Source organism: Bradyrhizobium sp. Arg237L, from assembly GCF_029990105.1.
Classification (GTDB): domain Bacteria; phylum Pseudomonadota; class Alphaproteobacteria; order Rhizobiales; family Xanthobacteraceae; genus Bradyrhizobium.
Window position 1 is genome coordinate 14,461 of record NZ_JAQMIL010000072.1, and the last position, 22,225, is coordinate 36,685.

Below are 22,225 nucleotides of genomic sequence, written 5' to 3' on the forward strand. Positions count from 1 at the left end.
TTGTGGTTATGGGTCCCGGCTCAAGGCCGGGACGGCGAATTAGGCCGAGCGCTGTTGCTGCTGCTGCGCGGTCATCACGATGCGCACGAGGTCGGCGGCGTTCCTGGCGCCGAGCTTCTTCATGATGTTGGCGCGATGGTCTTCGATCGTGCGCGGGCTGATGCCGAGGTGACGTCCTGCTTCCTTGTTGGAAGCGCCCGCCGTGAATTGTTCCAGCACCTCGCGCTCACGCCGCGTCAATGGCTCGCGTCCCGGAAAATGCAGCGTCGCGATCCGCGATGCGGAACTGTCGGCCTGCCGCCGCGTATAGGCGCCGATCGCCTCATCGAGGCGGGCGACGATTTCGCTGCCGCGGAACGGTTTCTCGATGAAGTCAAGCGCGCCGTTCTTGATGGCGCTGACGGCCATCGCGATGTCGCCCTGTCCCGAGATCATGAAGATCGGCGCCGGATAATCCTCGCCGTGCAGTTCCCTTAGAATATCGAGGCCGGATTTGCCGGGGATGTGCACGTCGAGCAGGATGCAGGCCGGCGTCCTGGTTCGCGCGACCGACAACAGCGCCGCGCCGTCGGCAAAACAGATCACCTGATAGCCGGCTGCGGACAGGACCATCGAAAGCGTGTCGCGGACGGCGGGATCGTCGTCGACTACGAAAATCTCCCCGCGGGAGGGGGCACTCTCAGCCATAGGTCATTCGTCCCTGAGTGGTGAAACCTGCAAACCGAACAATGGCTCCAATCGACATCGCACCGAACTGGCCCGTATTTGTACGGGACGACGGCTTAACGCACAAGTAGCACCGGGGTCCCTAAAGATAGGCCACCGTGGAGAATGCGCATGCAGAAAGCTGCAAAAAGCGATATCGTCATTGAGGCCGTCGACGGAAACGACGCCTATCAATCAATCGTCTCGGACCTGATGTGTCTGATCGGGCAGGTGCAGGCGAGCCTGTTGCGGATTGAGAGCGCGATCGCCTGCGAAACCTCGCCTGCTTCCACTGACGCCGCCGACACCGGCATTATCGTGCTTGATGACGTCACGCCCCGCTACGCCAAAGCGGGGGCGGTGCTGAAGGCATGCGACGCCGGCCTTGGCGCGGCCCTCGAGTTCCTGCTCGAGGCCAAGGCAATGGAGCACCGCCTGAACTAGAGATTCTTGTTTTGACGCGTTTTCTTCACGCGAACCGGTGTCCACTTCGCTCGAAAACGCTCTAGCTCGAGGTCTTGCGGCTTTCAGTTCCCTCCGCTGCGGCGACGCGCTTCTTCACAGGCCTGCCCCGGATGAACTGGATGTCCATCTCGGTGCCGTTGACGCGGACCAGTTCGCAGCGGCGGTAGGCAAGCCCGGTCGAGGACAGCAGCAGGAAGAACTCCTTAAGATTAAGGCCCTGGATCGAGCCTTCGACATTCAGCGCCGCGTCATTCTCGGAGATGGCGTTGAGCACGCAATTGCGCCGCCAGGTTCCATCGATGGCCATGATGCACACCTCATAGCCGCGACTGAATGTCACCCGCTCCGCTGCCCTGCTGGTCTCCTTCATCGTCAGCGTCCTCCGATCGCGGCCATCCTGGGCATCGCGGCAGCCGCCATCGGGGCGACCGCGGGACGCGTGCCGGTCGGCCGATAGAGGCCGCGCTTTTCAGGACAGGGTTTGAAGACGTCGGTCAGGCCGACGACGGTTTCGGCCGCGCCGAGCACCAGGAAGCCGTCTGTCTCGAGGGACCTGGCGAGGCGGTTGAAGACGTTGATCTTGGTGTCCTGGTCGAAATAGATCAGGACGTTGCGGCAGAAGATGACGTCGAAAGTGCCGAGCTGCGAGAAGTCGTGCAGCAGGTTGAGCTGCCGGTGCTGCACCATCGCGCGGATGTCGGCATTGACCTGCCAGATCTCGCCGTTCTGCTTGAAATACTTGACCAGCAATTGGATCGGCAGGCCGCGCTGCACCTCGAACTGGCTGTAGATTCCGGCCTTGGATTTCTCCAGCACTTCCTGCGACAGATCGGTCGCGAGGATCTCGGTGCGCCAGCCCGCAAGCTGCGCGCTCATCTCCTTCAGGCACATCGCCAGCGAATAGGGCTCCTGCCCGGTCGAGCCGGCGGCGCACCAGATCCGGATCGTCCTGCGGCCCGCCCGCGCCTTCAACAGCTCCGGGATGATCGTATCGCGGAAATGATCGAACGGCGCCTTGTCGCGGAAGAAGAAGGTCTCGTTGGTGGTCATGGCCTCGACCGCCTGCGCGATATGGCGGGCCGATCCGCCCCTCATCTTCTGCACGAGATCGTCGATACCGGAGAGGCCGCATTTGCGCGACAGCGGCAGCAGGCGGCTTTCGATCAGATATTGCTTGTCCGCGGACAGGTCGAGACCGGAATGGTCCTTGAGCAATTTACGCAGATACTCGTAGTCGGAAGCGTTCACGGCGGCCTCTCAGCGCAAGGGATTTTCGAACGATCAGGCGGGCATCGAGGCTGCGATCAGGCCGACTGCGTGGAACTTGGCGGCGATGATGTCCTTGTCGAACGGCTTCATGATGTATTCGTCGGCGCCCGCCTCGAGCGCGCGCGAGATGTGATCGATGTTGTTCTCGGTCGTGCAGAACACGACCCTGGGCAGGTCACCGCCGGGCAGCCGGCGCAGATGGAGCAGGAATTCATGGCCGTCCATCACCGGCATGTTCCAGTCGAGCAGCACCGCTGCGGGCATGGCGCGCCGGCAGGCGTCCAGTGCCCGCTCGCCGTTCTCGGCCTCGATGATCTGGAAATTGAGTTCTTCCAGGAAGCGGCGCGCGATTTTCCGCACCACGCTGGAATCATCGACGACAAGGCAGGTCCGCGCCTGCTCGCCGACACGGGGATCGTCCATCTGAATTCGCCTCTCGATTGTTCTTGTAGATGCTGGTCAATCGATAGGCCTTGGCGGCTCACAACCACTTAATTTTACCGTCCGTGCGAATACGGATGGCATGTTGATACCGTGCGGCGCGGCCGATGCCGAACGCCTCGGAATCGATCGCTGCCGCGTACCGGCACGAAGGCAATGAATTCGTTGGAGTTTTCGCGTGCGAGGGCGGGCCGGCAGGCTCAGGCCGCGGCGCGCTGCTGCTCGCGCTGCATCAGCTTGCGGATTTCCTTGAGCGCCTTGTAAAGCGCGCCGTCCGCCACATGACGGTTAACCAGATCGAGCGCCTCGCCCGTGCTGGCGTCGGCCTCCCGCAGCTCCTTGGCGAAGCCGAGATAGGCGGTCCGATAACGCTGGACCTCGTTCTTCAGGTACATGGTCTGGACGCAATGATAGAGCCGCCTCGCCGGGGTGTTGGCGGTCTCCGCGGTCACGGTGTCCCGTTCGCGCAGGATCGGCGCTTCGCCGTCGATCAGGAAGGAAGTGCGGGTGCCGGAGTTGATCAGCACGGTCTCGCCGATGACGATCCGTTCAAACGGCTTCAGCTCGACGCGTAACGGCATGATCGTCTCCTTTTCTAGGCAACGGCTTTTCTAGGCAACGGCTTTTCTAGATAAAGACCTGGGCGTTTGCTCGCCCTCGATCTTCGAAATCTTCGTCGCGCAAACCGGCGTTGGGCACGCCGCCATCCGGTCTCGCAATTCGTCAGTCCGAAAGCGGCGGAGTTGCCTCCGCCGCTTCCGTGTTCGGTTTCGTCGCAGCGCTCAGCGGAGGAGCTGGAGCACGCTCTGCTGGCTCTGGTTGGCGAGCGCCAGCGCGGACACCGCGATCGACTGGCGGGTCGACAGCGCCTGGCTGTTGGCCGCTTCCTCGTTGGTGTCGGCCAGCGTCAGGTTGGACGAGCCGGTCTGCAGCACGTTGATCAGGTTCTTGGAGAAGTCCTGACGGATCTGCACGACCGACAGGTTCGAGCCGAAGGCCGACGCCTGCGAACGCAGCGTGCTCGACGCGTTGTTCAGCGAAGTGAGAACCTTTTGGGTGCTGTCGTTGTCGATGAAGTCGGTCCCGGAAGTCAGCGCCGCCAAGCCGAGGCCGCCCGGATCGTCGGTCACGCCGTTGATCGTCAGCGACGACTTGCCGGTTTCGTTGAACACCAGCTTGAGCTGGTCGCCGTTCAGCAGGTTGATGCCGTTGAAGGAGGCATCCTGCGCCGTCGTCTTGATCTGGTCGATCACAATATTGTACTGGCGCACCAGATCCGCGCGGGTGTTCTGCGCGTTGATGTCCTTGACAGGTGCGGTCGTGGTGAGGGTCCCGAGCAGGCCGCTGGCACCCGTGGCGCTGCCGGTGATCTTGCCGGTCAGATCAACCGACGCATCGTCGTTCGCAGTCGTGATGCTCAGCTTGCCATCGCTGGAGATCGAAGCCGTCAGGTTGCTGTCTGCGAGCTTCTTGTTCAGGTCGTCCAGGGTATTCACCGCACCGGCGCCGGTTCCGATGGTGATGGTCTGAGCCGCCTTGCTGCCGATCGCATCGATGCTGAGGACCTGATTATTCTTGGTATTGGTCGGCTTGGTCTCACCTGTCGTCAGGCCGAGCTTGGCGAGGACGGTGCCGGTTCCACCGAGGGTGATGCTGTTGGTCTTGTCGCTAGCGGCGTTGCTGATGGTCAGAACGTTGCCCGCGCTGATCGACGATGTGCCTCCAGTGATGCCGTCGATCGCCGCAAGGACGTCGCTAACCTTGCCGCCGGCGGTCGACGACAGGCTGACCGTCACGTTGCCGGTGGTGGCATCGGTTGTGGATGCAGCATCGGCCGCGGCGCCCGTCACGAAACTGATCGTCTTGCCATTGACGGTAAAGGAGTCGTTATTCGCGAAACCGGCAGCCGCCAGCGTTTCCGTACCAGCCAGGTTGGTCACCGCAGTGCCCGATACGGTCGCAGCCGTGTCTGCATCGCCGAGCAGGTTCGTGGCAGTCGCGCCGGTTACGGCCGCCGACGTGGCGGTCGACTTGGACGAATAGCCCGAGGTCGCCTGCAGCGCCTGGTTGGCGATCGACTTGGCGCTGTCGACCAGCTTCTGCAGCGAAGTGATGCCAGTGTTGGCTGCCTGCAGCACCTGCACGCCATTGCCGATGCCATCGAGCAGGTTGTTGATGTCGCTGGCGCGGTTGTCGAGCGAGGCGGCGGTGAAATAGTTGGTGGGATTGTCGAGGGCCGAGTTGACCTTCTTGCCAGTCGAAAGGTGGCTCTGCGTGGTGGCGAGTAGATCAGCGGTCGACTGCAGCGAGAGCAGGTTCTGGCGAACCGAAGACGAAAGAATAATGCCGGACATAGTTTGATACCCTTCTGGATGAACACACGATTGACGCAGCCGCCGGAAATTTCACTCCCGCGACCGTGCCACACTGTTCCGGCGGCGCTACCCGTTCGTTAAATCGCTCCTCAGTACAAATACCCAGAAACTCCACGCGCAGACGCATTTCTCAGTAATTCTACTGAGATAATCGCAAGTGTGAATGCGCAGATCGAAACAGCAGCACGCACGATGGATTGCGATTGCGGATCGCACGCGGCAGGCAAATCTCGTCGTCGACAGACAAAGCGAGTGTGATGGATTTGTGCTCTTCACCGCGATCGAGAGAGCGTCGCGCCAAGACTTTGATTCAAATCGTCGTCGCGCGGCTTTCTTTTCGAATTCTGTGGGAATGTTTCGTGCTTGTCTCGTCGGAGAAGACAGCCACGTTGCGCTAGAGCATTTTCGGTTCTGATTGAATCAGAACCGAAGCTCTAGATTCTTGTTTTGACGCGTTTTCTTCACGCGAACCGGTGTCCACTTCGCTCGAAAACGCGCTAACAAGTTCCTTTCAATCGTGCGCGTGGTATTTCGCATACACACGGTGCCACCATTCGCACAGCCGTCCGCCGTTGATCGCTTGTCCCGCGGCGTCGACATCCTCAGCGCAGCTTCCTCGCGCGAATCAGCGCGCGATTTTTTGTTCGGTCGCAAACGAAAACGTCTGTCTGCCCGGTAAGGTGTATAGTCTCTCGCGTGTAGCTCTTGTGCAATCTTGAGGGAAAGCTATTCTTCGCGTTATCCGACATGCCATGAGTAGGTGACGCGAGACCGTGAGCTCCCGCCTTTCGGCAGGAGAGGGAATGTCTGGATCATCGCGTCCGTCCAATCATCTGTTGCAGACTCTGCCAGCGGCGGAATTCGAGTTGCTGCGGCCGCATCTCGCAATCGTCGAACTGACGAAAGATACCGTGCTGTTCGAGGCCGGTGCGCCGATCGGCGATGTCTATCTGCCGCATAGCGGCGTGGTTTCACTGATCGTCGGCTTCGCGGAAGGTGAGACCGTCGAAGTCGCCAAGATTGGACGCGACAGCATTGTCGGCGGCACTGCCGTGCTCCATGACGGACCATCGCTGGCGGACGCCGTCGTCATCATACCCGGCATCGCCTCGGTTCTCGCAACCGATCGGCTGCGCGCCGCGATGGAGGCAAGCAGCGCTCTGCGGCAAGTTCTGGTCAGGCACCAGCAGGCGCTGTCGGTGCAGGCCCAGCAGGCCGCGACATGTCATGCATCTCACACGGTCGAATCCCGGCTGTCGCGCTGGCTGCTGCACACGCGAGAGTTGTGCGGCGGAGGACCACTCGCGTTGACCCAGGAATGTCTGTCGCAGCTGCTCGGCGTTCGGCGCAATGCCATTTCGATCGTGGCACACGCATTCCAGGAGGCCGGCCTGATCCGCTATAGCCGCGGGAATATCGAAATCATCGATCTCGAAGGTCTGCAGAAAGCCGCCTGCGAGTGCTACACCGCGGTGAGGACGCAATGCGGTCGACTGCTCAAGACGGAATGAGAAGCCCTCTAAAGCATTTTCGGTTCTGATGGAATCAGAACCGAAGCTCTAGATTCTTATTTTGACGCGTTTTCTGCGCAGATAGGTCTACGCAGTCTGCGTAAACATGATTGCTATGCGAACCGGTGTCCACTGCGCTCGAAAACGCTCTGAGCAGCGGAACCTGCGTCGCTGAGGCCACAGTCGCCGGCGAGTATCAAACGACATCCGTCAAATGGACAGGTTTTCCTTGCCCGCGATGCGCAGCAAGGCCATCTTGCAACTCGGGCAGCGTGTGTCGGCTGCCAGGCCGAGATACACGCTAGCAATGAGGCAGGAGACTGCTTTGGATTCGGTTCCTCGTCCGCTAAACGGATTCTTGTCCGCACTATCGGCATCCGATTTCGAACTGATCCGCCCGCACCTGCGCACAGTCGATCTCATCCAGGACATGGTCCTCGTCGAGGCCGGCGAAATAGTCAAGCGTGCCTACCTGCCGCACAAGGGTGCGATTTCCCTGGTCGTGAAGGTCGGGCGCGGCGAGCACGTGCAGATCGCCTTGGTCGGGCGCGACAGCATCTTCGGCGCGTTCGCCGCGCTGGGGGACGCGACCGCACTGAACAGCGCGGTGGTGGTGGTGCCCGGCATCGCTTCGACCATCGACCTCGAGCAGCTTCGCTTCGCCGCCGACCAGAGCGCGACGCTGCGCTACGCGCTGGCGCGGCACGGACTTGCGGTCGATGCGCAGGTCCAGCAGACCGCCGGCTGCAACGCTTCGCACACCGTGGAATCGCGGCTCGCACGATGCCTCCTGCACACTCGCGACCTGTCCGGAAGCGACAAGATCGTGCTGACGCAGGAAGCAATGGCGCAGATGATCGGCGCGCGCCGCAACAGCGTCTCGCTGGTCGCGCACACGCTTCAGCAGGCGGATTTCATCCACTACAGCCGAGGCCATATCGAGATCACCAATCTCGACGGCCTGATGAAGACCTCTTGCGAATGCTACGCGACGGTGAAAGCCCAATACACCCGCCTGATTCAGGGGTGCGATTCGGTTACGCCATAAGCGCAACCGCGCGCTTGCTTCCCGGGTGGAAACCCGGCCGTACTTCTACGGCTCTCAATTTTCACGGACGGCTAAGCTTAACCGGCGATAATCGACGTGAACACGGGAGAGCTGACATGTTCACGTTCGAAACGACGGACCAGAAGGAAGCCAGGCGTTTTCGTATCGCACAGTTCAACGGCAGGACCGTGACCGCACGTTCGGCCGGCGCGACGGTCACAGGTCACGTTCGATCCATCGTGGAAAACAAGTCGAGCGTTCCGGCGGCCTGGACCATCACGATCATCCGGGAGACGCCGAAGCCCGCCACTGCGAACCTGCGGTCAGCCCCGCGCATCCGCACCTTCGCGGAAGATTACCTCTGAACGACGTAGCCCGGGTGGAGCGAACGCGTAACCCGGGAGATTCACGCAGGTGTCGACCGCGGCCCCGGGTTACGCTGGCGCTTCACCCGGGCTACGATGCTATCAATTTGAATCGAATCGTTATTTGCTTAAGCGCAAGCTCCGCGCAAGTGCGTCGTGCTTTATGACGCTTCACTGCCCCCGCCTGCGGCGTGCGTTGCCGCCTCTGGCTGCCATCCAATCCATCGCGCTCGACAGATCAGGACGACTGCATCAGCGCCTTGCGGACGAGCTCGGCGGTGTTGCGCGCGCCGAGCTTGCGCATCGCTTCGGCGCGATGGCTTTCGAATGTCCGCGGGCTGATCTTCATGTGCAGCGCGCCCTGCTTGTTCGAATAGCCCTCGCTGATGAGACGGAGCACCTCGCGCTCGCGCCTGGTGAGCGGCTTCTGGCCGGCCTTGGATGTAACCGTCACCTTTGGCGGCCGGCTTTCGTCCTTGATGTGCGCGGGCGGATTGTCCCATCCGGCCTTCTGATCGATGACGGTAGCGGCTCCCGGATGAATCTCCGAAATCTGCTTCAGCATCGCGCAGACGCGCTCGGTCTGCTGCAGGGCGTTCTCGACCACCTGCTGCAGGTAGATTCGGGCTGCCGGCGAATGCGCGAACTGATGACTGTGCTGCTTGATCTCGTTCATGTAGAGCAGGAGCGCCGTCATCGGACCGTTGAACTGACGCGCGATCGCAGCGCCCGCCTCTTCCGTCGCGCGCGCACGCTGTGCAGCGAGTTCCACAATCTCACGATTGCTCTCGAATGGGGCGCGGTCTTCCATCCACTTCGACAGATGTGACCCGTCGGCTCGATGCTCGTGCTGTGTCATGCGACCGATCTAGCGACCCTAAGGCTGTTCCCGCGTTAACTCGGCACTCAGTAGGAATACTGAGAACGCGACCATGTGTTGCCAGCTCACAAGGAAATAGAGGCAGACGCGCCTAGAGTTTGCAACAATTCTCGCAGGAATGTGGCAAATCTCAGTATTTCTACTCATCGGGAAAATACTGAAATTGTGGCGAAATGGCGTAATTTCACAAGCATATTTGTGAGTTCCATGTGACGGTTCCCGAACGCGCAGCGAATCACCGATGACGCGAAGGGAAACCGCATCATCGATGCGCGAGTTCGAGAGTTTTCCAGAGAACGCTTATGCGGGCCTGACGACGATCACGCGGCGCTTGCGCTGACATGACACGAACATGGGGCCGGAGTGATGTGTGCGCGAGAAGTCAACCCGTTGCAGGGCATTGCTGCATGATTTGTGATCGATGCGCGGCGCCTCGCACCGGGGTTTGCGATTTACAGCCTTCACCGGCACCGCAATGATCGTGATCTCAATCTTCACAACGATGAAGGGAGACCGCGATGGCGCGAGTAACCGGATCATGGCTTGCAATGGCGACACTTGCTTGCGCCTTGGCGTTCGCATCGGCCGCGACTGCGCAGACCGCGCCCGCGGAGGGCACGGCGCCGCCGACGGCCGACAATGCGGTGATGATCACGGTGTTCCTGAAGCACGATCAGTCGCGCCCGCTCAGCGAACTCAACGCACAGCTCGAGAAGCAGGGCTACTACAAGGCCTTTCCGCCCGCGGGCGTCGAGGTCGTGAGCTGGTACGTGATGATGGGCATCGGCCAAGTGGTGACGCTGCGGCTGCCGGCATCGCGGCTGCGCGAGGTCAATCGCGTGCTCGAGGACAAGGCCTGGGGCGCCTATCGCACCGAATTCTATCCGACCTACGATTACAAGGCGGTCGGCATGGCCGCACACGAGAAAGCGCAGTAGGGCATCGCTCGGCCGTTTTGGCATGGCGCGGGTGAAGGCGCCATGCCTCATGGCAAGGCGCCCTTGCCCTCGGCTTGCGCCATGGCAGTCAGCTCGGCTTCGCTGATCGTCGCTCCGGATGCATCGAGCACCGAGACCATGCGAAATCCGTCGTCGCGAAACTCCTCCACCTTTCCCAGCGCCGATGCCGCCGTTGCGAGGATGACGGAGACGCCGCCTGCACCATTCCTCGCAAATACCCGGAACATGATCTCCCCGGCTCCTGATGTGCTCTACGCCGCCAGCGCGACGCGCGAGGTCGATTTCCGCCGGTACGGCTTGCCGCCCGGCGATCCCGAGGGATCGGGGTCGAGCGCCGACAGCGCTTCAAGCACCTCATCGACGCTGACGGCACACTTGGCGCCGGGAAGTTCACGCAATGCCGGACTGGACGAAACTGCGGCCGCGTCCGACGCCCATGAGGCCAGCACGGCGCGCTTTTCCGCCGTCGACAGCCGCGCATCCGCCAACACGTCGCGCGGATGGTCGTAAGCCGAGGCGGGGTGCAGGATGACATTCAAATCGACGACATTGTCAGTGTGATCGATCATTTGGTTGCTCCCAATGCTTGTCAGACAAGTTTCAACCGTCCCGCCCGGCACTTGGACCGGGCGGGGTGCGCATCGCCGTGCCGACGACGTTACGCCGCTTTTGCTTCGAGTTGCTGCACGCTGCTCGCGGGAGCGCCATCAATGGCGATCCGCCGCGGCTTCATGGCCTCGGGCACCTCGCGGACCAGCTCGATTTTCAGTAGTCCGTTGTCGAACGCGGCGCTCTTCACCTGCACGTAGTCGGCGAGATTGAAATGCCGCTTGAACGGCCGCGCCGAGATACCGCGATAGAGGTATTCGCGTTCGGCCTTGTCGGACTTGCAGCCTTCAATCGTGACCACGTTGCTCTCGGCCGTCACCGAGATCTCGTCGGGCGAGAAGCCCGCGAGCGCAAGCGATATTTGGTAGCGATCTTCGCCAAGCCGTTCGATGTTGTAGGGCGGGTAGTTGTCCTCGCCGGCGCGGGCCGCGGCATCGACGAGGTCGAACAGGCGGTCGAACCCGATGGTCGAACGCCACAGGGGAGCAAAGTCGTAGCTGCGCATAACCAAATCCTCCAATGAGCAAGTTGGATACGAGCGGCACCGGACACTACCGGTGCCCGTCCTAGTCCGGGCCCATCAGGCGCTCGGACGCCATCCACCGGATGGCGAAAAAAATCTTGGAAAAGGCCGATCCAGTTTCAAGGGGAGGTCGCGAAAAAATTTTGGTACCCTCGACGCGAGGGGATCAGGCCGAAATAGTGGCACTCACCGCGATATCGTAGTGACGACAAACAACGGGCCCGCTGCGCCCCCGTTAGCGGGAAGCGCAGCCAGGGAGAGGCGACGGACCAAGGCCTCAGGCGTGGGCCCTCGGCTGCTGGCTCAGCTTCTTCGCCAGCGTTTTCAAATCTTCGACCCGCCGGCTGCATAAGAGCCGGGTGAATTCGTCGGCATCGATGGTGGGTTGCGGAAAGACGGGCGGTTGGCGCAACTCCCGGCGCCGCCAGAACAGCCGGGAGAGACGCTGCAGCAGCTTCATTTTCTTGAGCCTCGATGAGAGCCTGCGCGGATAAGTCGCCGGACCGCCCCTTGGTTCCGCGCGTTATCTCTTCCCCCGTTCTTTTCCGCAAAGAGCAGCAGTCCCGGTCCAGCCGAGGCTCCCGCTTTCGCATCCGCGTAATAATGGTGGGCGACAATCTTGCCGGCCGCAGCCGCCGGGCTCATTCTTCCGGCGCCACGCGTTCAGGGGGAAGACAGATGCCTGGGCCGGACCTCAACCGCGCTCCGATGGGCGGCACGCTCGTGCCCGGCGGGGCGACATTCCGGGTCTGGGCGCCGCGGGCCAGCGCGGTCCATGTCTCCGGCGACTTCAACGATTGGAGGCAGGATGCCGGTTCGCTGATGTCGGAGATCGGCGGCGGGCACTGGGCGAGCTTCGTGCCTGGCCTGAAGGACGGCGACGCTTACCTGTTCTATGTCGAGGGCGTCGGCTCGTTCGGCTTCAAGCGCGATCCGCGGGCGCGGCTGTTGAGCGTCCAGCCGTCCTTCCCTGCCTGCCATTCCGTGCTGCGCGATGCCGGGCGATTTCCCTGGCACCTCGAGCGCTTCGTGCCGCCGGCATTCAACGACCTGATCGTCTACCAGCTTCACGTCGGGACGTTCGCACCGCATCCGGAAAACACGGATGGCAAGTTCTTCGACGTGATCGAGCGCGTGCCGCACCTGGCCGCGCTCGGCGTCAACGCCATCGAGCTGCTACCGATCCAGGAATTCCCGACCACGTTCAGCATGGGCTATAACGGCGTCGATCTCTATAGCCCGGAGAACCAATATGCCGAGGCCAACGAGGCAAAGCTCAGCCGCTACGTGGATCGCACCAACGCGATCCTCCAGGCGGCCGGCCACGCGCCCTATGCCGGCGTCGACACTCTCAGGCACAGCGACGACCAGCTCCGCGCGCTGATCGACGTCTGCCATGTCCATGGCATCGCTGTGATCTTCGACGTCGTCTACAACCACGCCGGCGGCGGGTTCGATGACAAGAGCTTGTGGTTCCTCGACCGCGAGGTGCCCGGCGACAACAACAACAGCCTCTATTTCACCGACCAGGGCTGGGCGGGCGGCTTGGTGTTCGCGTTCTGGAACGATGGCGTCAAACAGTTCCTGATCGACAACGCCACGTTCCTCTATGAGGAGTATCGGATCGACGGCTTCCGTTTCGACGAAGTCAGCGTGATCGACCGCTTTGGCGGCTGGACCACCTGCCAGGACCTCACCTCGACCTTGCGCGCGCAAAAACCCGAGGCGATCCAGATCGCCGAATATTGGCCGGTCAATGCGTGGATCGTGAAGGATCGCAGCGAGGGCGGCGCGGGCTTCGACGCCACCTGGAGCGACGGCATCCGCAACAGCGTGCGGGCGGCGATTGCGAGCGCCTCGCAGGGCGCCAGCGCGCGCGTGCCGATGTCAGCGATCGCAGACGCGATCGCCGCGATCCGCCTGCGCGACCGCTGGCGCGCGGTGCACGCAATCGAGAACCACGACATCGTCTATATGGGACGCGACGAGCGGATCGCGGCGCTCGCCGACGGCAGCAATCCGAGATCCTGGTATGCGCGCAGCCGCAGCCGCTTCGCGCTTGGCCTCTTGCTGACCGCGCCCGGCATTCCCATGCTGTTCATGGGCCAGGAGATGCTGGCGTCAAAGCCATGGAGCGACACGCCGAGCGTGGATACCGAAATCGACTGGGCGGCGTTCGACCGCGGCGATGAGGTGATGGCCGGCTTCCTGCGCTTTGCCTCCGACCTGATCGGCCTGCGCCTGACGACGCCGGGGCTGCGCGGCGAAGGCTGCGCCGTCATCCATGTCCACGACGACAACCGCGTGCTGGCGTTCCAGCGCTGGGTCGAGGACGACGGCGGCGACGTCGTGGTGGTCTGCAGCCTGAACGAAAGCCCGTTCCACAACTACGCGATCGGCTTTCCCGCTGAAGGCCGCTGGCGCGAGGTGTTCAACAGCGACATCTACGACCGTGAGGTGACCGTCACCGGCGATGGCAGCGTGCATGCCGACGGCCCGCCGCTGCACGGCCTGCCCGCGTCCGCCGCAGTGACGATCCCGGCGAACGGGCTGTTGGTGTTCGCAAGAGGCTGACACCGTCAGCGGCCTCCTCAGGGCGCTGCGCGATGACATTCCCGCGCGGGTTCCGTTATGGTAGGGCTCTCGTTCGAGCGGCGCTCCCCGCCGCGACATAAGCTTGAGAGCAATGACCGCACCTTACGTTCCGCAGATCGCCCTTTATCGCCGCTGGCTCGAGGCGCAGCGCGGCCTGAGCTTTTCCAGTTTTGAGGACATGCGCCAGTGGTCGGTGCGCGACATCGACGTCTACTGGCAGAGCATCTGGGACTATTTCGACCTGCGCTCGCCGACGCCGCACCGCACGGTGCTGGCGGAGCGGAAGATGCCGGGCGCGGTCTGGTTTCCCGGCGCCTCCGTCAACTACGCCCAGCAGGTGTTCCGGCACGTCGAAGCCGCCGATGCCGCGGGCCTGCCGGCGATCGTGAGCAGCGGCGAAGATGGCGTGCTGAAGGAAACGAGCTGGCCCGAATTGCGGCGACAGGCGGCCGCGCTTGCGGTTCACTTGCGGGAGAAAGGCGTCAAGCCCGGCGACCGCGTCGCGGCCTATCTGCCTAATATCCCTGAGACCATCATCGCCTTCCTCGCCACCGCGAGCCTCGGCGCGATCTGGAGCGTCTGTGCGCCCGACATGGCGGCGCCGGCGGTGATCGATCGCTTCAAGCAGATCGAACCGAAAGTGCTGATCGCCTGCGACGCCGTCACCTATGCCGGCCGGCGGCATGACCGCCGCGCCGTGGTCGACGAGCTCCGGCGCTCGCTGCCGACGGTCAAGCACTTCATCCTGCACAGCGACGCGGAGAGCGCCGAGACAGCCGATCCGCTGTTGTCGGCGATCTTCGCCCGTCGCAGTCCTGCGATCGATGCGTTCGAGCCGGTGTGGCTGCCGTTCGATCATCCGCTCTGGATCGTCTATTCCAGCGGCACCACCGGCTTGCCGAAGCCGATCGTGCACAGCCATGGCGGCATCATCATCGTGGTGCTGCCGCTGAACACGCTGCATAACGACATCGGCTGCAGCTATCAGCCGAACTCATTTGGCGAACGCTTCCATTGGTACAGCTCGACCGGCTGGATCATGTGGAACTGCCAGGTCAACGGGCTCCTGGGCGGCACCACCTGCGGCATCTTCGACGGCAGCCCCGGCGGGTCAAAGGACAAGCCGGACTGGACGACGCTGTGGCGCTTCGTCGCCGACGCGGAGGTGACGGTGTTCGGGGCGGGCGCGGCGTTCTTTGCCAATTGCACGAAAGCGGAAATCGATCTCGCCGCCGTCGGCAACCTCTCACACCTGCGCGCGCTCGGCTCGACTGGATCGCCGCTCAGCGCCGACACGCAAGCCTGGTTCAACGAGCGCTTCGCCGCGCTTTCAAAGCTCAATGGCAACGCCGCGCAGGCGGACATGTGGTGGGCGAACATTTCCGGCGGCACAGACTTCGCCGGCGCCTTCATCGGCGGCAACAGGGAATTGCCGCAAACGCCGGGCACGATGCAATGCCGGATATTGGGCTGCGCCGTCGAGGCTTTCAACGAACAGGGCCGCACCGTGATCGACAAGGTCGGCGAGCTCGTCTGCACCGAGCCGTTGCCGTCGATGCCGCTGCGCTTCTGGAACGATCCTGATGGTGCGCGCTACCGCGCCAGCTATTTCGAGACCTATCCGGATGATTTCGACGGCAGCGGACGCGGTCCGGTGTGGCGGCATGGCGACTGGCTCAAGGTCGCCGCCGACGGTTCCTGCGTGATCTATGGCCGGAGCGATGCCACCATCAACCGGCACGGCCTGCGCATGGGGACGAGCGAACTCTACTCGGCGATCGAGGCACTGCCGGAGATCCTGGATTCGATGGTCATCGATCTCGAATATCTCGGGCGCGAAAGCTACATGCCGCTGTTCGTGGTGCTGCGCGATGGCATCGCGCTCGGCGAGGCGATGAAGACACGGATCAACAAGGCAATCGAAGCCGGCCTGTCCCGCCGCTTCCTTCCCAACGAGATCTTCCAGGTGCCCGAAATTCCGCGCACGCTATCAGGCAAGAAGCAGGAGCTGCCGATCAAGAAGCTCCTGCTCGGCCATCCGATCGAGAAGGTCATCAACAAGGACGCGATGGCCAATCCGGGATGCTTGGAGTGGTATCTCGCCTTTGCCGACGACTATCTGCAAAAGAATGCGGGCGCCGCGTGAGGCGCGACGCCTGCATTCTTACGCGGACTGAAGCGTCCGCTTCTTCACCCGCTCCAGCCACTCGCGCGTGAGCACGAGGTCCGCCTGCGAGAGTTGATGGCCGACCGGCAGGGTGCGGTAGGTGACATCGGCGCCGGCATCGAGCAGCATCTCCGCGAGTTTCGCCGAGTTGGAGCTAGGCACGATCGGGTCCATCTGTCCCGAGGCGATCAGCACCGGCATGCCACCCAATTGAGCGGGCGGTGGATCGGACAGCGGCACCATCGCGCGCAACAGCGCCGCGCCCGAAAACGTGCCGGGGCGAAGCAGCATCGTGGCCGCGGCGATGTTGGCGCCGTTGGAATAGCCGACCGCCACCGGCGCGCCGATGCCGAGACGCCTGCGTGTCGCGTCGACGAAGTCGGCCAGTTCGACGGCGCGCCGCCGAACGTCGTCCTCATCGAACACTCCCTCCGCAAGACGGCGGAAGAAGCGCGGCATCCCGTTCTCCAGCACGCGGCCGCGCGGCGACAACAACGCTGAATCCGGCGACAGCATCCGTCCGAGATCGAGCAAATCGTTCTCATCGCCGCCGGTGCCGTGGAGCAGCAGAAGGGGCGGAGCACCCGCCCCTTCCGCCGGCACGAAGCGATAGACAAAGGGTGTCTCGTTCGTCATGCGACTTCTCCCAAATCGGGCAGCACGCTTTCGATCTCCTTGCGATGCCGCTCGAGGAACGCCGGCAGCTTCAAGGTGTGGCCGAGGCTCTCTACGGGTTCGTCGACCGCAAAGCCCGGAATGTCGGTCGCGATCTCGAACAGCACGCCGCCGGGCTCGCGGAAATAGATCGAGCGGAAGTAATTCCGATCCTTCTGCTCGGTCGGATGCAGGCCGTGGGCGGAGACCAGCTTCTGCGCCATCTGGCCCTGCTCGACATCATCAGCCGCGCGGAACGCGATGTGATGCACGGAGCCGACGCCCTGGCGACCGCGCAGGAAGCCCTTGGCCTCGTAGATGTCGACGATGCTTCCCTTGACGTCACCGGGAGCAGCGAAGCGGATCACCGAACCCTCGCGCGCGACCTCGCGGAAGCCGAGCACATCGGTGAGGATGGCGGCGGTCTTCTCGGCAGTCTCGAGCAGCAAGGTCACGCCGTGGAAGCCGCGGATGGCGTGCTCAGCAGGCACATCCCCATTGCTCCAGGCCGGCTCGTCCTCCGCACCGGGAATGCCGACCAGCGCGAGCGCCATGCCATCGGGATCGGTGAACGGCAGGACCGACTCACCAAAGCGCTTCTCCAGCGGCTGATGGGGGATGCCCTTCTCGACGAAGCGCTGCACCCAATAGCCGAGCGAGCGCGCCGGCACGCGGAAGGCGGTCTGATGGGTCTCGCCGACGCCACGGCGGCCGGCGGGCGCGCCTTCCCAGGGGAAGAACGTCAGGATGGTGCCGGGATGGCCGACCGCGTCGCCGTAATAGAAATGATAGGTCGTGGGGTCGTCGAAATTGACGGTCTTCTTGACGAACCGCAGGCCGAGGTCGCGCGTGTAGAAATCGAAATTCTTCAGCGGGTTGCCGGCGATGGCGGTGACATGATGGATGCCAGACATTGGTCTCTCCTGATTAATTCGGGAGCCCGATCGGGCTCGTTGTTGGCAATATTGGCCCGCTATTTTCTGAGAACAATCCATGCTTTCGTGGCGCCACTGTCTACGATTTGAGGACAATCCCGATCGCATGGTCATTGCGAGCCACCGGGTCGGCGCGTAGCGCCGCCCGATGACAGGCTCCGCGAAGCAATCCACCTCGCCGCGTGCGGAGCCATGGATTGCTTCGTCGCTACGCTCCTCGCAATGACGGGTGAAATGAGCCGGAGGCAAGATGGACAAGGTTGCGAGCCTGCGGGCGTTCGTGAAGGTCGTGGAGACCGGCAGTTTCGCCGAGGCCGGCCGGCAGCTTCGGCTCTCCCGCTCCGCGGTCAGCAAGTATGTGGCCGAGCTCGAAGAGAGTTTGGGCGTGCAGCTCCTCAACCGCACCACCCGCCATGTCAGCGCCAATGAGAGCGGCCAGATGTATTTCGAGCGCGCGCTCTCGATCCTGTCCGAACTCGACGCGGCGGATCAGGCGGTGTCGCAGGCGCAATCGACGCCGCACGGACTGCTTCGCGTCAACGCGCCGATGTCGTTCGGCACGCTGCGGCTCGGCCCGGCGGTCGCGGACTTCATGGGGAAATATCCGAAGATCCAGCTTCAGCTCGTCCTGAGCGACGACCTGCTCGACCCCGTGCAGGACGGCTTCGACGTCACGTTACGGATCGCGGAGCTGGAATCATCGAGCCTGATCGCGCGCAGGATCGCGCCGATCGACCGTGTCGTTTGCGCTTCGCCGGACTACCTAGCCAAGCACGGCACGCCGGCCCATCCGCGCGATCTTCGCGAGCATGCTGCGCTGACCTATGGCTTCCTGCTGACCGGCAACCAATGGAAGCTGACGGGTGCGGATGGCGATCACTGGATCCAGCCATCCTGGTCGCTATGCGCGAACAACGCAGAGGTGCTGCGCGACGTCGCCACGAAGGGCCACGGGATTGCGCTGATCCCGACCTTCATCGCCGGCGATGCGCTCCACACCGGAGCGCTGAAGACCATCCTCGCGGACTATCGCGCACCACCGCTGACGCTCTATGCGATCTACCCTCCGACCCGCCACCTCTCGGTGAAGGTGCGGCTGTTCATCGACTTCCTGGTCGAGCGTTTTGGGGCTGGGACGGATTAGTGCGTCGTTCCGTAGCCCGGGTGGAGCGCCCGCGTAACCCGGGACATCTGCGTCCGCGTTGCGAGCGGTCCCGGGTTACGCGGGCGCTCCACCCGGGCTACGACACTGAGCGCACTCACACCAGGAACACCGTGGATCCCGTGGTCTTGCGGGCGGCGAGATCGGCGTGTGCCTTGGCGGCGTCCTTGAGCGGATAGGTCTGGTTGATCTCGATCTTGACCGCGCCTGATTTCACCACGTCGAACAGTTCGTTTGCCATCGCCACCAGGTTCTCGCGTTTGGCGCCATAGGTGTTCAGCGTCGGGCGGGTCACGTACAGCGAGCCCTTCTGTGCCAGCAGGCCGAGGTTGAGCGGCTCGATACTGCCGGAGGACTGGCCGAATAGCACCGCGACGCCGAGCGGGGCCAGGCAATCCAGCGATTTCAGGAAGGTATCCTTGCCGACGGAGTCGTAGACAACAGGCACCAGATTGCCTCCGGTGATCTCCTTGACGCGGGCGACGAAATCCTCGCGCGTGTAGACGATGGTGTGCGCGGTGCCGTGGGCTTTCGCGAGTTTCGCCTTCTCGTCGGTCGAGACCGTGCCGATCACGGTGGCGCCGAGATGCTTGGCCCACTGGCCCAGGATCAGGCCGACGCCGCCGGCCGCGGCATGCAGCAGGATCGTGTCCCCGCTCTTGACGCGATAAGTCTGGCGAATGAGGTACTGCACCGTAAGGCCCTTGAGCATCATCGCCGCCGCGGTCTTGTCATCGATGCCGTCGGGCAATTTGAGCAGACGGTCGGCCGGGATCAGCCGCTCCTCGGCATAGGCGCCGAGCGGCGAGTTGCCATAGGCGACGCGATCGCCCGGCTTGAGGTCGGTGACGCCGGACCCGACTTCCTCGACGATTCCAGCGCCCTCGCTGCCGAGACCACTCGGCAGCGGCACACCGTAGACGCCCGCGCGGTTATAGATATCGACAAAGTTCAGGCCGACTGCCGTGTGACGGACCCGCGCTTCGCCGGGACCAGGATTGCCGAGCTTGACCTCTTCCCATTTCAGAACCTCGGGACCGCCGGCCTGATGGAAGCGAAACGCGTGTGTCATGAGAAACTCCTGCAGCGCGGGATGATTGTGAATCTCGGCGAAAGCGGCGAATGCAATGCATTTCGCCGGCCGCAGACCATATCAGCGTGCCGCATGGCGGCAAGCGGCGCCCACGGTCATCTTGCCGTGAGACCTTGATGCATTGCAGAATTTCCAATCGCGCAGATCAGGCTGGGTGACGACCTCCCGCCTGGAGCGAGGACGCGCGCACTCAGATCACCACGACGACCTTGCCGAGGGCACGCCGGTCGGCGAGGTGCCGGATCGCCTTGCCGCCCTCCTGCAGCGGGAATTCGGCGCTGATACCTGATGACAGCATGCCTTGCGAATACCAGGCCTGGAGCGCACGCCGATTCTCGGCGAGGCGTGAATTCTGCGACAGCGTGAACGTGCGCCAGTTGATCCCGAGCACATCGCAATTCTTCAGCAGAGGAAGGTTGAGCGGCAGTGACGGAATGCCTGCGGTAAAGCCGAGCACGAGGTAGCGCCCGCCCTCTGCGATGCAGCGAATGGCGGCTTCCGAGAGCCATCCGCCGACGGGATCGATGATCACGTCGGCGCCGCGCGAACCGACCGTTTGCTTCAGCCGCGCAGCGAGCTCACGACCATCCCCTGTCGTGTCGGCCGAATAGACCACGCCCTCGGCGGCGCCGTGCTGGCGCGCGAAGCCAAGCTTCTGCTCCGATGAGGCCGCGGCGATGACGCGGGCGCCGAGATTGCGCGCGACCTGCACGGCGGCAATGCCGACGCCTCCTGCTGCGCCCAGCACCAGCACGGTTTCACCGGCCCGCACGCCGGCACGGGTGTGCAGTGCGTAATAGGCGGTCTCGAAGGTGAACTGCATGACCGAGGCATCGACGAACGACATGTTGTCGGGGATCGGGCTGCAGCGCGTGGCATCGACGGCGACGAACTCCGCCATGCCGCCGGTTCCGATCCGCGCCGCGACCCGATCGCCAACGCGCAGCCCGGCAACCCCTTCCCCCACCGCGGCCACGACGCCGGCCACCTCGGCTCCGGGCGCGAAGGGCCGCGGCGTCTTGACCTGATAGCGATCCTGGATCGTGAGGAGGTCCGGATAGTTCACGCCGCACGCCTTCACGGCGATAAGTACCTGCCCCGGCCCGGGCACCGGCTCCGGCACATCGAGCAGCCGCAGGGTTTCGGGCCCGCCCGGCTCGCAACTCATCAACGCGCGCATCAAGTGTCCTCCGGCGGCAATCTCACGGGCGACAATGAAAAGAAGTCTTGCACCCGCAATGACGAAAACGATCAGTTGCGTTGACCTTGCCTGCCACAGGAATGGTGGCGACGGAACAATCCGGGCGCTAACATGACGACGCCATGCCGGGAGCCTCTGCCGCACTTCGATCATCACGCGCTGCGCCGTCGCGTTCAGCGATCGACTCCGGCTATGTCGGCCTCGTGCTGAGCGGCGTGCGCGAGGCCGGCTTCGATATCGACCGGCTGCTGGCGCGCGCCGGCATCACGCCGGAGCAGCTCGAGAAGCCGGGCGCCCGGCTGCCGCAGGACCAGTTCGCCCGCCTGATCGCGATCCTGACCCGGGAGACGCGCGACGAGCTCTGGCTTTTGTGCAACCGCCCGATCAAGCCCGGCACCTTCCGCATGATGTGCCGGCTATTGATCCGCTGTGCCAATTTGCGCGAAGCGATCCGGATCGGCTGCCAGTTCTATCATCTGATCACGGACGATTTCGTGGTGCGGCTGGCGGAGGGCCCGGATGACGCCTCGCTCTATGTCACCGACACTATCGCCCAGCCGAACCGGCGGCGCATGGTCAATGGCGCGATCCTGCTGTTCGCCTATGGGCTGATGTGCTGGCTGGTGGGCCGCCGGCTGCCGTTGATCACCGTCCACTACGTCTTCCCGGAAGAACCGTTCAGCGGGGAGCTCGAGCTGTTCTACCGGGCGCCGATGCTGTTCGATCAGCCGCGCACCGAAATTCGCTTCGACGCTGAGTTGCTTGATCTGCCGATCATGCCGGACGAGGAGCGGCTGCGGCGTTTCCTCGCATCGATGCCCAATGCGCTTCTGGTGCGCTACCGCGACGACAGCAGCATGGCCGAACGGGTGCGCGGCATTCTCCGCCGCAACCTCAAGCGTCCGCTGTCGTTCGAGGACATCGCCGGGATGCTGGCGGTCTCGCCGCAGACGCTGCGCCGCCGCCTGCTCGAAGAAGAGAACTGCGGCTTTCAGGAAATCAAGGACCGGCTGCGCCGCGACCTCGCCACCCACCTGCTGCAGAAGTCCCGCCTGTCGCTGGAAGAAATTGCGGTCTCGCTCGGCTTCTCCGAGCTCAGCACCTTCCATCGCGCGTTCAGGCGGTGGACCGGCGTGACGCCTGGCGAGTTCCGCGAGCGCCGCAAGTGACGCAGTCGGATTCCGCCAATCGGATTGGCATGCGCGGTCATTCAATGATGCAGCCTTGATGCGGATAATCCCCGCAAGGCCGAGTTCTCGGTCAACACG

Annotated in this window: 24 protein-coding genes; 9 read left to right on the forward strand and 15 right to left on the reverse strand. The window is 63.3% G+C overall.

Features of this window, described 5'->3' with window-relative positions:
• Positions 1-39: 39 nt before the first annotated feature.
• Positions 40-687, reverse strand: coding sequence for a response regulator (locus OZ411_RS33330; RefSeq protein ID WP_130578768.1), 648 nt, complete (start codon positions 685-687; stop codon positions 40-42).
• 150 nt (positions 688-837) lie between these two features.
• Between OZ411_RS33330 and OZ411_RS33335 the strand changes: the two genes are divergently transcribed.
• Positions 838-1,149, forward strand: a complete 312-nt coding sequence (locus OZ411_RS33335; protein WP_130578772.1) for a hypothetical protein — start codon at positions 838-840, stop codon at positions 1,147-1,149.
• Positions 1,150-1,210: 61 nt separating this feature from the next.
• Here the strand turns inward: OZ411_RS33335 and OZ411_RS33340 are convergent, their stop codons facing one another.
• The 5 genes from OZ411_RS33340 to OZ411_RS33360 all read right to left on the reverse strand — a co-directional run bounded on the left by OZ411_RS33340 (position 1,211) and on the right by OZ411_RS33360 (position 5,234).
• Complete coding sequence (locus OZ411_RS33340; protein WP_130578767.1) at positions 1,211-1,540, reverse strand: PilZ domain-containing protein; 330 nt, start codon at positions 1,538-1,540, stop codon at positions 1,211-1,213.
• A gap of 2 nt (positions 1,541-1,542) precedes the next feature.
• Positions 1,543-2,418, reverse strand: coding sequence for a protein-glutamate O-methyltransferase CheR (locus OZ411_RS33345; RefSeq protein WP_282531337.1), 876 nt, complete (start codon positions 2,416-2,418; stop codon positions 1,543-1,545).
• Positions 2,419-2,451: 33 nt separating this feature from the next.
• Positions 2,452-2,862, reverse strand: coding sequence for a response regulator (locus tag OZ411_RS33350; protein WP_130578765.1), 411 nt, complete (start codon positions 2,860-2,862; stop codon positions 2,452-2,454).
• 218 nt (positions 2,863-3,080) lie between these two features.
• Complete coding sequence (flbT, locus tag OZ411_RS33355) at positions 3,081-3,461, reverse strand: flagellar biosynthesis repressor FlbT (RefSeq protein ID WP_130578764.1); 381 nt, start codon at positions 3,459-3,461, stop codon at positions 3,081-3,083.
• Positions 3,462-3,662: 201 nt separating this feature from the next.
• Entirely contained in the window at positions 3,663-5,234 is a 1,572-nt protein-coding gene (locus tag OZ411_RS33360) for a flagellin (RefSeq protein ID WP_282531338.1), read from the reverse strand.
• Positions 5,235-6,058: 824 nt separating this feature from the next.
• Between OZ411_RS33360 and OZ411_RS33365 the strand changes: the two genes are divergently transcribed.
• The 3 genes from OZ411_RS33365 to OZ411_RS33375 all read left to right on the forward strand — a co-directional run bounded on the left by OZ411_RS33365 (position 6,059) and on the right by OZ411_RS33375 (position 8,179).
• A complete protein-coding gene (locus OZ411_RS33365; protein WP_282531339.1) occupies positions 6,059-6,766 on the forward strand; it encodes a Crp/Fnr family transcriptional regulator in 708 nt (235 codons plus the stop codon).
• A 325-nt stretch (positions 6,767-7,091) separates the two neighbouring features.
• On the forward strand, positions 7,092-7,814 hold the full coding sequence (locus OZ411_RS33370; RefSeq protein ID WP_282531340.1) for a Crp/Fnr family transcriptional regulator: 723 nt from the start codon (positions 7,092-7,094) through the stop codon (positions 7,812-7,814).
• Positions 7,815-7,930: 116 nt separating this feature from the next.
• Entirely contained in the window at positions 7,931-8,179 is a 249-nt protein-coding gene (locus OZ411_RS33375; protein ID WP_282531341.1) for a hypothetical protein, read from the forward strand.
• 238 nt (positions 8,180-8,417) lie between these two features.
• Here the strand turns inward: OZ411_RS33375 and OZ411_RS33380 are convergent, their stop codons facing one another.
• On the reverse strand, positions 8,418-8,990 hold the full coding sequence (locus OZ411_RS33380; protein WP_282531367.1) for a helix-turn-helix transcriptional regulator: 573 nt from the start codon (positions 8,988-8,990) through the stop codon (positions 8,418-8,420).
• 587 nt (positions 8,991-9,577) lie between these two features.
• Between OZ411_RS33380 and OZ411_RS33385 the strand changes: the two genes are divergently transcribed.
• Complete coding sequence (locus OZ411_RS33385) at positions 9,578-9,997, forward strand: hypothetical protein (RefSeq protein WP_130578759.1); 420 nt, start codon at positions 9,578-9,580, stop codon at positions 9,995-9,997.
• A 47-nt stretch (positions 9,998-10,044) separates the two neighbouring features.
• On the opposite strand, the gene OZ411_RS33390 is transcribed toward OZ411_RS33385, so the two are convergent.
• From OZ411_RS33390 to OZ411_RS33405, 4 genes are all read right to left on the reverse strand, one after another.
• Entirely contained in the window at positions 10,045-10,245 is a 201-nt protein-coding gene (locus tag OZ411_RS33390) for a hypothetical protein (RefSeq protein ID WP_282531342.1), read from the reverse strand.
• 24 nt (positions 10,246-10,269) lie between these two features.
• Complete coding sequence (locus OZ411_RS33395; RefSeq protein WP_282531343.1) at positions 10,270-10,587, reverse strand: hypothetical protein; 318 nt, start codon at positions 10,585-10,587, stop codon at positions 10,270-10,272.
• Between the two features lie 89 nt (positions 10,588-10,676).
• Positions 10,677-11,132, reverse strand: a complete 456-nt coding sequence (locus tag OZ411_RS33400) for an Hsp20 family protein (protein ID WP_282531344.1) — start codon at positions 11,130-11,132, stop codon at positions 10,677-10,679.
• A gap of 295 nt (positions 11,133-11,427) precedes the next feature.
• On the reverse strand, positions 11,428-11,610 hold the full coding sequence (locus OZ411_RS33405) for a hypothetical protein (RefSeq protein WP_130578755.1): 183 nt from the start codon (positions 11,608-11,610) through the stop codon (positions 11,428-11,430).
• Between the two features lie 218 nt (positions 11,611-11,828).
• Here OZ411_RS33405 and OZ411_RS33410 point away from each other — a divergent pair, with 218 nt between their 5' ends.
• Complete coding sequence (locus OZ411_RS33410; protein ID WP_282531345.1) at positions 11,829-13,724, forward strand: alpha-amylase family glycosyl hydrolase; 1,896 nt, start codon at positions 11,829-11,831, stop codon at positions 13,722-13,724.
• Between the two features lie 112 nt (positions 13,725-13,836).
• On the forward strand, positions 13,837-15,891 hold the full coding sequence (locus OZ411_RS33415) for an acetoacetate--CoA ligase (protein ID WP_282531346.1): 2,055 nt from the start codon (positions 13,837-13,839) through the stop codon (positions 15,889-15,891).
• An 18-nt stretch (positions 15,892-15,909) separates the two neighbouring features.
• On the opposite strand, the gene OZ411_RS33420 is transcribed toward OZ411_RS33415, so the two are convergent.
• Together OZ411_RS33420 and OZ411_RS33425 are read right to left on the reverse strand one after the other, a co-directional pair.
• On the reverse strand, positions 15,910-16,548 hold the full coding sequence (locus OZ411_RS33420) for an alpha/beta hydrolase (RefSeq protein ID WP_282531347.1): 639 nt from the start codon (positions 16,546-16,548) through the stop codon (positions 15,910-15,912).
• The gene (locus OZ411_RS33425) at positions 16,545-17,480 is read right to left on the reverse strand and encodes a ring-cleaving dioxygenase (RefSeq protein ID WP_282531348.1); all 936 of its coding nucleotides are present in this window, start codon (positions 17,478-17,480) and stop codon (positions 16,545-16,547) included. The genes OZ411_RS33420 and OZ411_RS33425 overlap by 4 nt, the downstream gene beginning before the upstream one ends.
• A gap of 271 nt (positions 17,481-17,751) precedes the next feature.
• Here OZ411_RS33425 and OZ411_RS33430 point away from each other — a divergent pair, with 271 nt between their 5' ends.
• The gene (locus tag OZ411_RS33430; RefSeq protein WP_282531349.1) at positions 17,752-18,645 is read left to right on the forward strand and encodes a LysR family transcriptional regulator; all 894 of its coding nucleotides are present in this window, start codon (positions 17,752-17,754) and stop codon (positions 18,643-18,645) included.
• A 115-nt stretch (positions 18,646-18,760) separates the two neighbouring features.
• On the opposite strand, the gene OZ411_RS33435 is transcribed toward OZ411_RS33430, so the two are convergent.
• Entirely contained in the window at positions 18,761-19,735 is a 975-nt protein-coding gene (locus OZ411_RS33435) for a quinone oxidoreductase (protein WP_282531350.1), read from the reverse strand.
• A 211-nt stretch (positions 19,736-19,946) separates the two neighbouring features.
• Complete coding sequence (locus tag OZ411_RS33440; RefSeq protein ID WP_282531351.1) at positions 19,947-20,936, reverse strand: NADPH:quinone oxidoreductase family protein; 990 nt, start codon at positions 20,934-20,936, stop codon at positions 19,947-19,949.
• Between the two features lie 143 nt (positions 20,937-21,079).
• Between OZ411_RS33440 and OZ411_RS33445 the strand changes: the two genes are divergently transcribed.
• Positions 21,080-22,126, forward strand: coding sequence for an AraC family transcriptional regulator (locus OZ411_RS33445; protein WP_282531352.1), 1,047 nt, complete (start codon positions 21,080-21,082; stop codon positions 22,124-22,126).
• The last annotated feature ends 99 nt before the right edge of the window (positions 22,127-22,225 follow it).

Bases quoted from the DNA above. Each gene is read 5' to 3' on its own strand.
- OZ411_RS33395 (WP_282531343.1), bottom strand. From the start codon at position 10,587: ATGATCGATCACACTGACAATGTCGTCGATTTGAATGTCATCCTGCAC.
- OZ411_RS33440 (WP_282531351.1), bottom strand. From the start codon at position 20,936: ATGCGCGCGTTGATGAGTTGCGAGCCGGGCGGGCCCGAAACCCTGCGG.
- OZ411_RS33375 (WP_282531341.1), top strand. From the start codon at position 7,931: ATGTTCACGTTCGAAACGACGGACCAGAAGGAAGCCAGGCGTTTTCGT.
- OZ411_RS33445 (WP_282531352.1), top strand. From the start codon at position 21,080: ATGCCGGGAGCCTCTGCCGCACTTCGATCATCACGCGCTGCGCCGTCG.
- OZ411_RS33420 (WP_282531347.1), bottom strand. From the start codon at position 16,548: ATGACGAACGAGACACCCTTTGTCTATCGCTTCGTGCCGGCGGAAGGG.
- OZ411_RS33415 (WP_282531346.1), top strand. From the start codon at position 13,837: ATGACCGCACCTTACGTTCCGCAGATCGCCCTTTATCGCCGCTGGCTC.
- OZ411_RS33425 (WP_282531348.1), bottom strand. From the start codon at position 17,480: ATGTCTGGCATCCATCATGTCACCGCCATCGCCGGCAACCCGCTGAAG.
- OZ411_RS33340 (WP_130578767.1), bottom strand. From the start codon at position 1,540: ATGAAGGAGACCAGCAGGGCAGCGGAGCGGGTGACATTCAGTCGCGGC.
- OZ411_RS33380 (WP_282531367.1), bottom strand. From the start codon at position 8,990: ATGGAAGACCGCGCCCCATTCGAGAGCAATCGTGAGATTGTGGAACTC.
- OZ411_RS33365 (WP_282531339.1), top strand. From the start codon at position 6,059: ATGTCTGGATCATCGCGTCCGTCCAATCATCTGTTGCAGACTCTGCCA.
- OZ411_RS33360 (WP_282531338.1), bottom strand. From the start codon at position 5,234: ATGTCCGGCATTATTCTTTCGTCTTCGGTTCGCCAGAACCTGCTCTCG.
- flbT (WP_130578764.1), bottom strand. From the start codon at position 3,461: ATGCCGTTACGCGTCGAGCTGAAGCCGTTTGAACGGATCGTCATCGGC.
- OZ411_RS33435 (WP_282531350.1), bottom strand. From the start codon at position 19,735: ATGACACACGCGTTTCGCTTCCATCAGGCCGGCGGTCCCGAGGTTCTG.
- OZ411_RS33350 (WP_130578765.1), bottom strand. From the start codon at position 2,862: ATGGACGATCCCCGTGTCGGCGAGCAGGCGCGGACCTGCCTTGTCGTC.
- OZ411_RS33335 (WP_130578772.1), top strand. From the start codon at position 838: ATGCAGAAAGCTGCAAAAAGCGATATCGTCATTGAGGCCGTCGACGGA.
- OZ411_RS33390 (WP_282531342.1), bottom strand. From the start codon at position 10,245: ATGTTCCGGGTATTTGCGAGGAATGGTGCAGGCGGCGTCTCCGTCATC.
- OZ411_RS33410 (WP_282531345.1), top strand. From the start codon at position 11,829: ATGCCTGGGCCGGACCTCAACCGCGCTCCGATGGGCGGCACGCTCGTG.
- OZ411_RS33385 (WP_130578759.1), top strand. From the start codon at position 9,578: ATGGCGCGAGTAACCGGATCATGGCTTGCAATGGCGACACTTGCTTGC.
- OZ411_RS33405 (WP_130578755.1), bottom strand. From the start codon at position 11,610: ATGAAGCTGCTGCAGCGTCTCTCCCGGCTGTTCTGGCGGCGCCGGGAG.
- OZ411_RS33430 (WP_282531349.1), top strand. From the start codon at position 17,752: ATGGACAAGGTTGCGAGCCTGCGGGCGTTCGTGAAGGTCGTGGAGACC.
- OZ411_RS33400 (WP_282531344.1), bottom strand. From the start codon at position 11,132: ATGCGCAGCTACGACTTTGCTCCCCTGTGGCGTTCGACCATCGGGTTC.
- OZ411_RS33330 (WP_130578768.1), bottom strand. From the start codon at position 687: ATGGCTGAGAGTGCCCCCTCCCGCGGGGAGATTTTCGTAGTCGACGAC.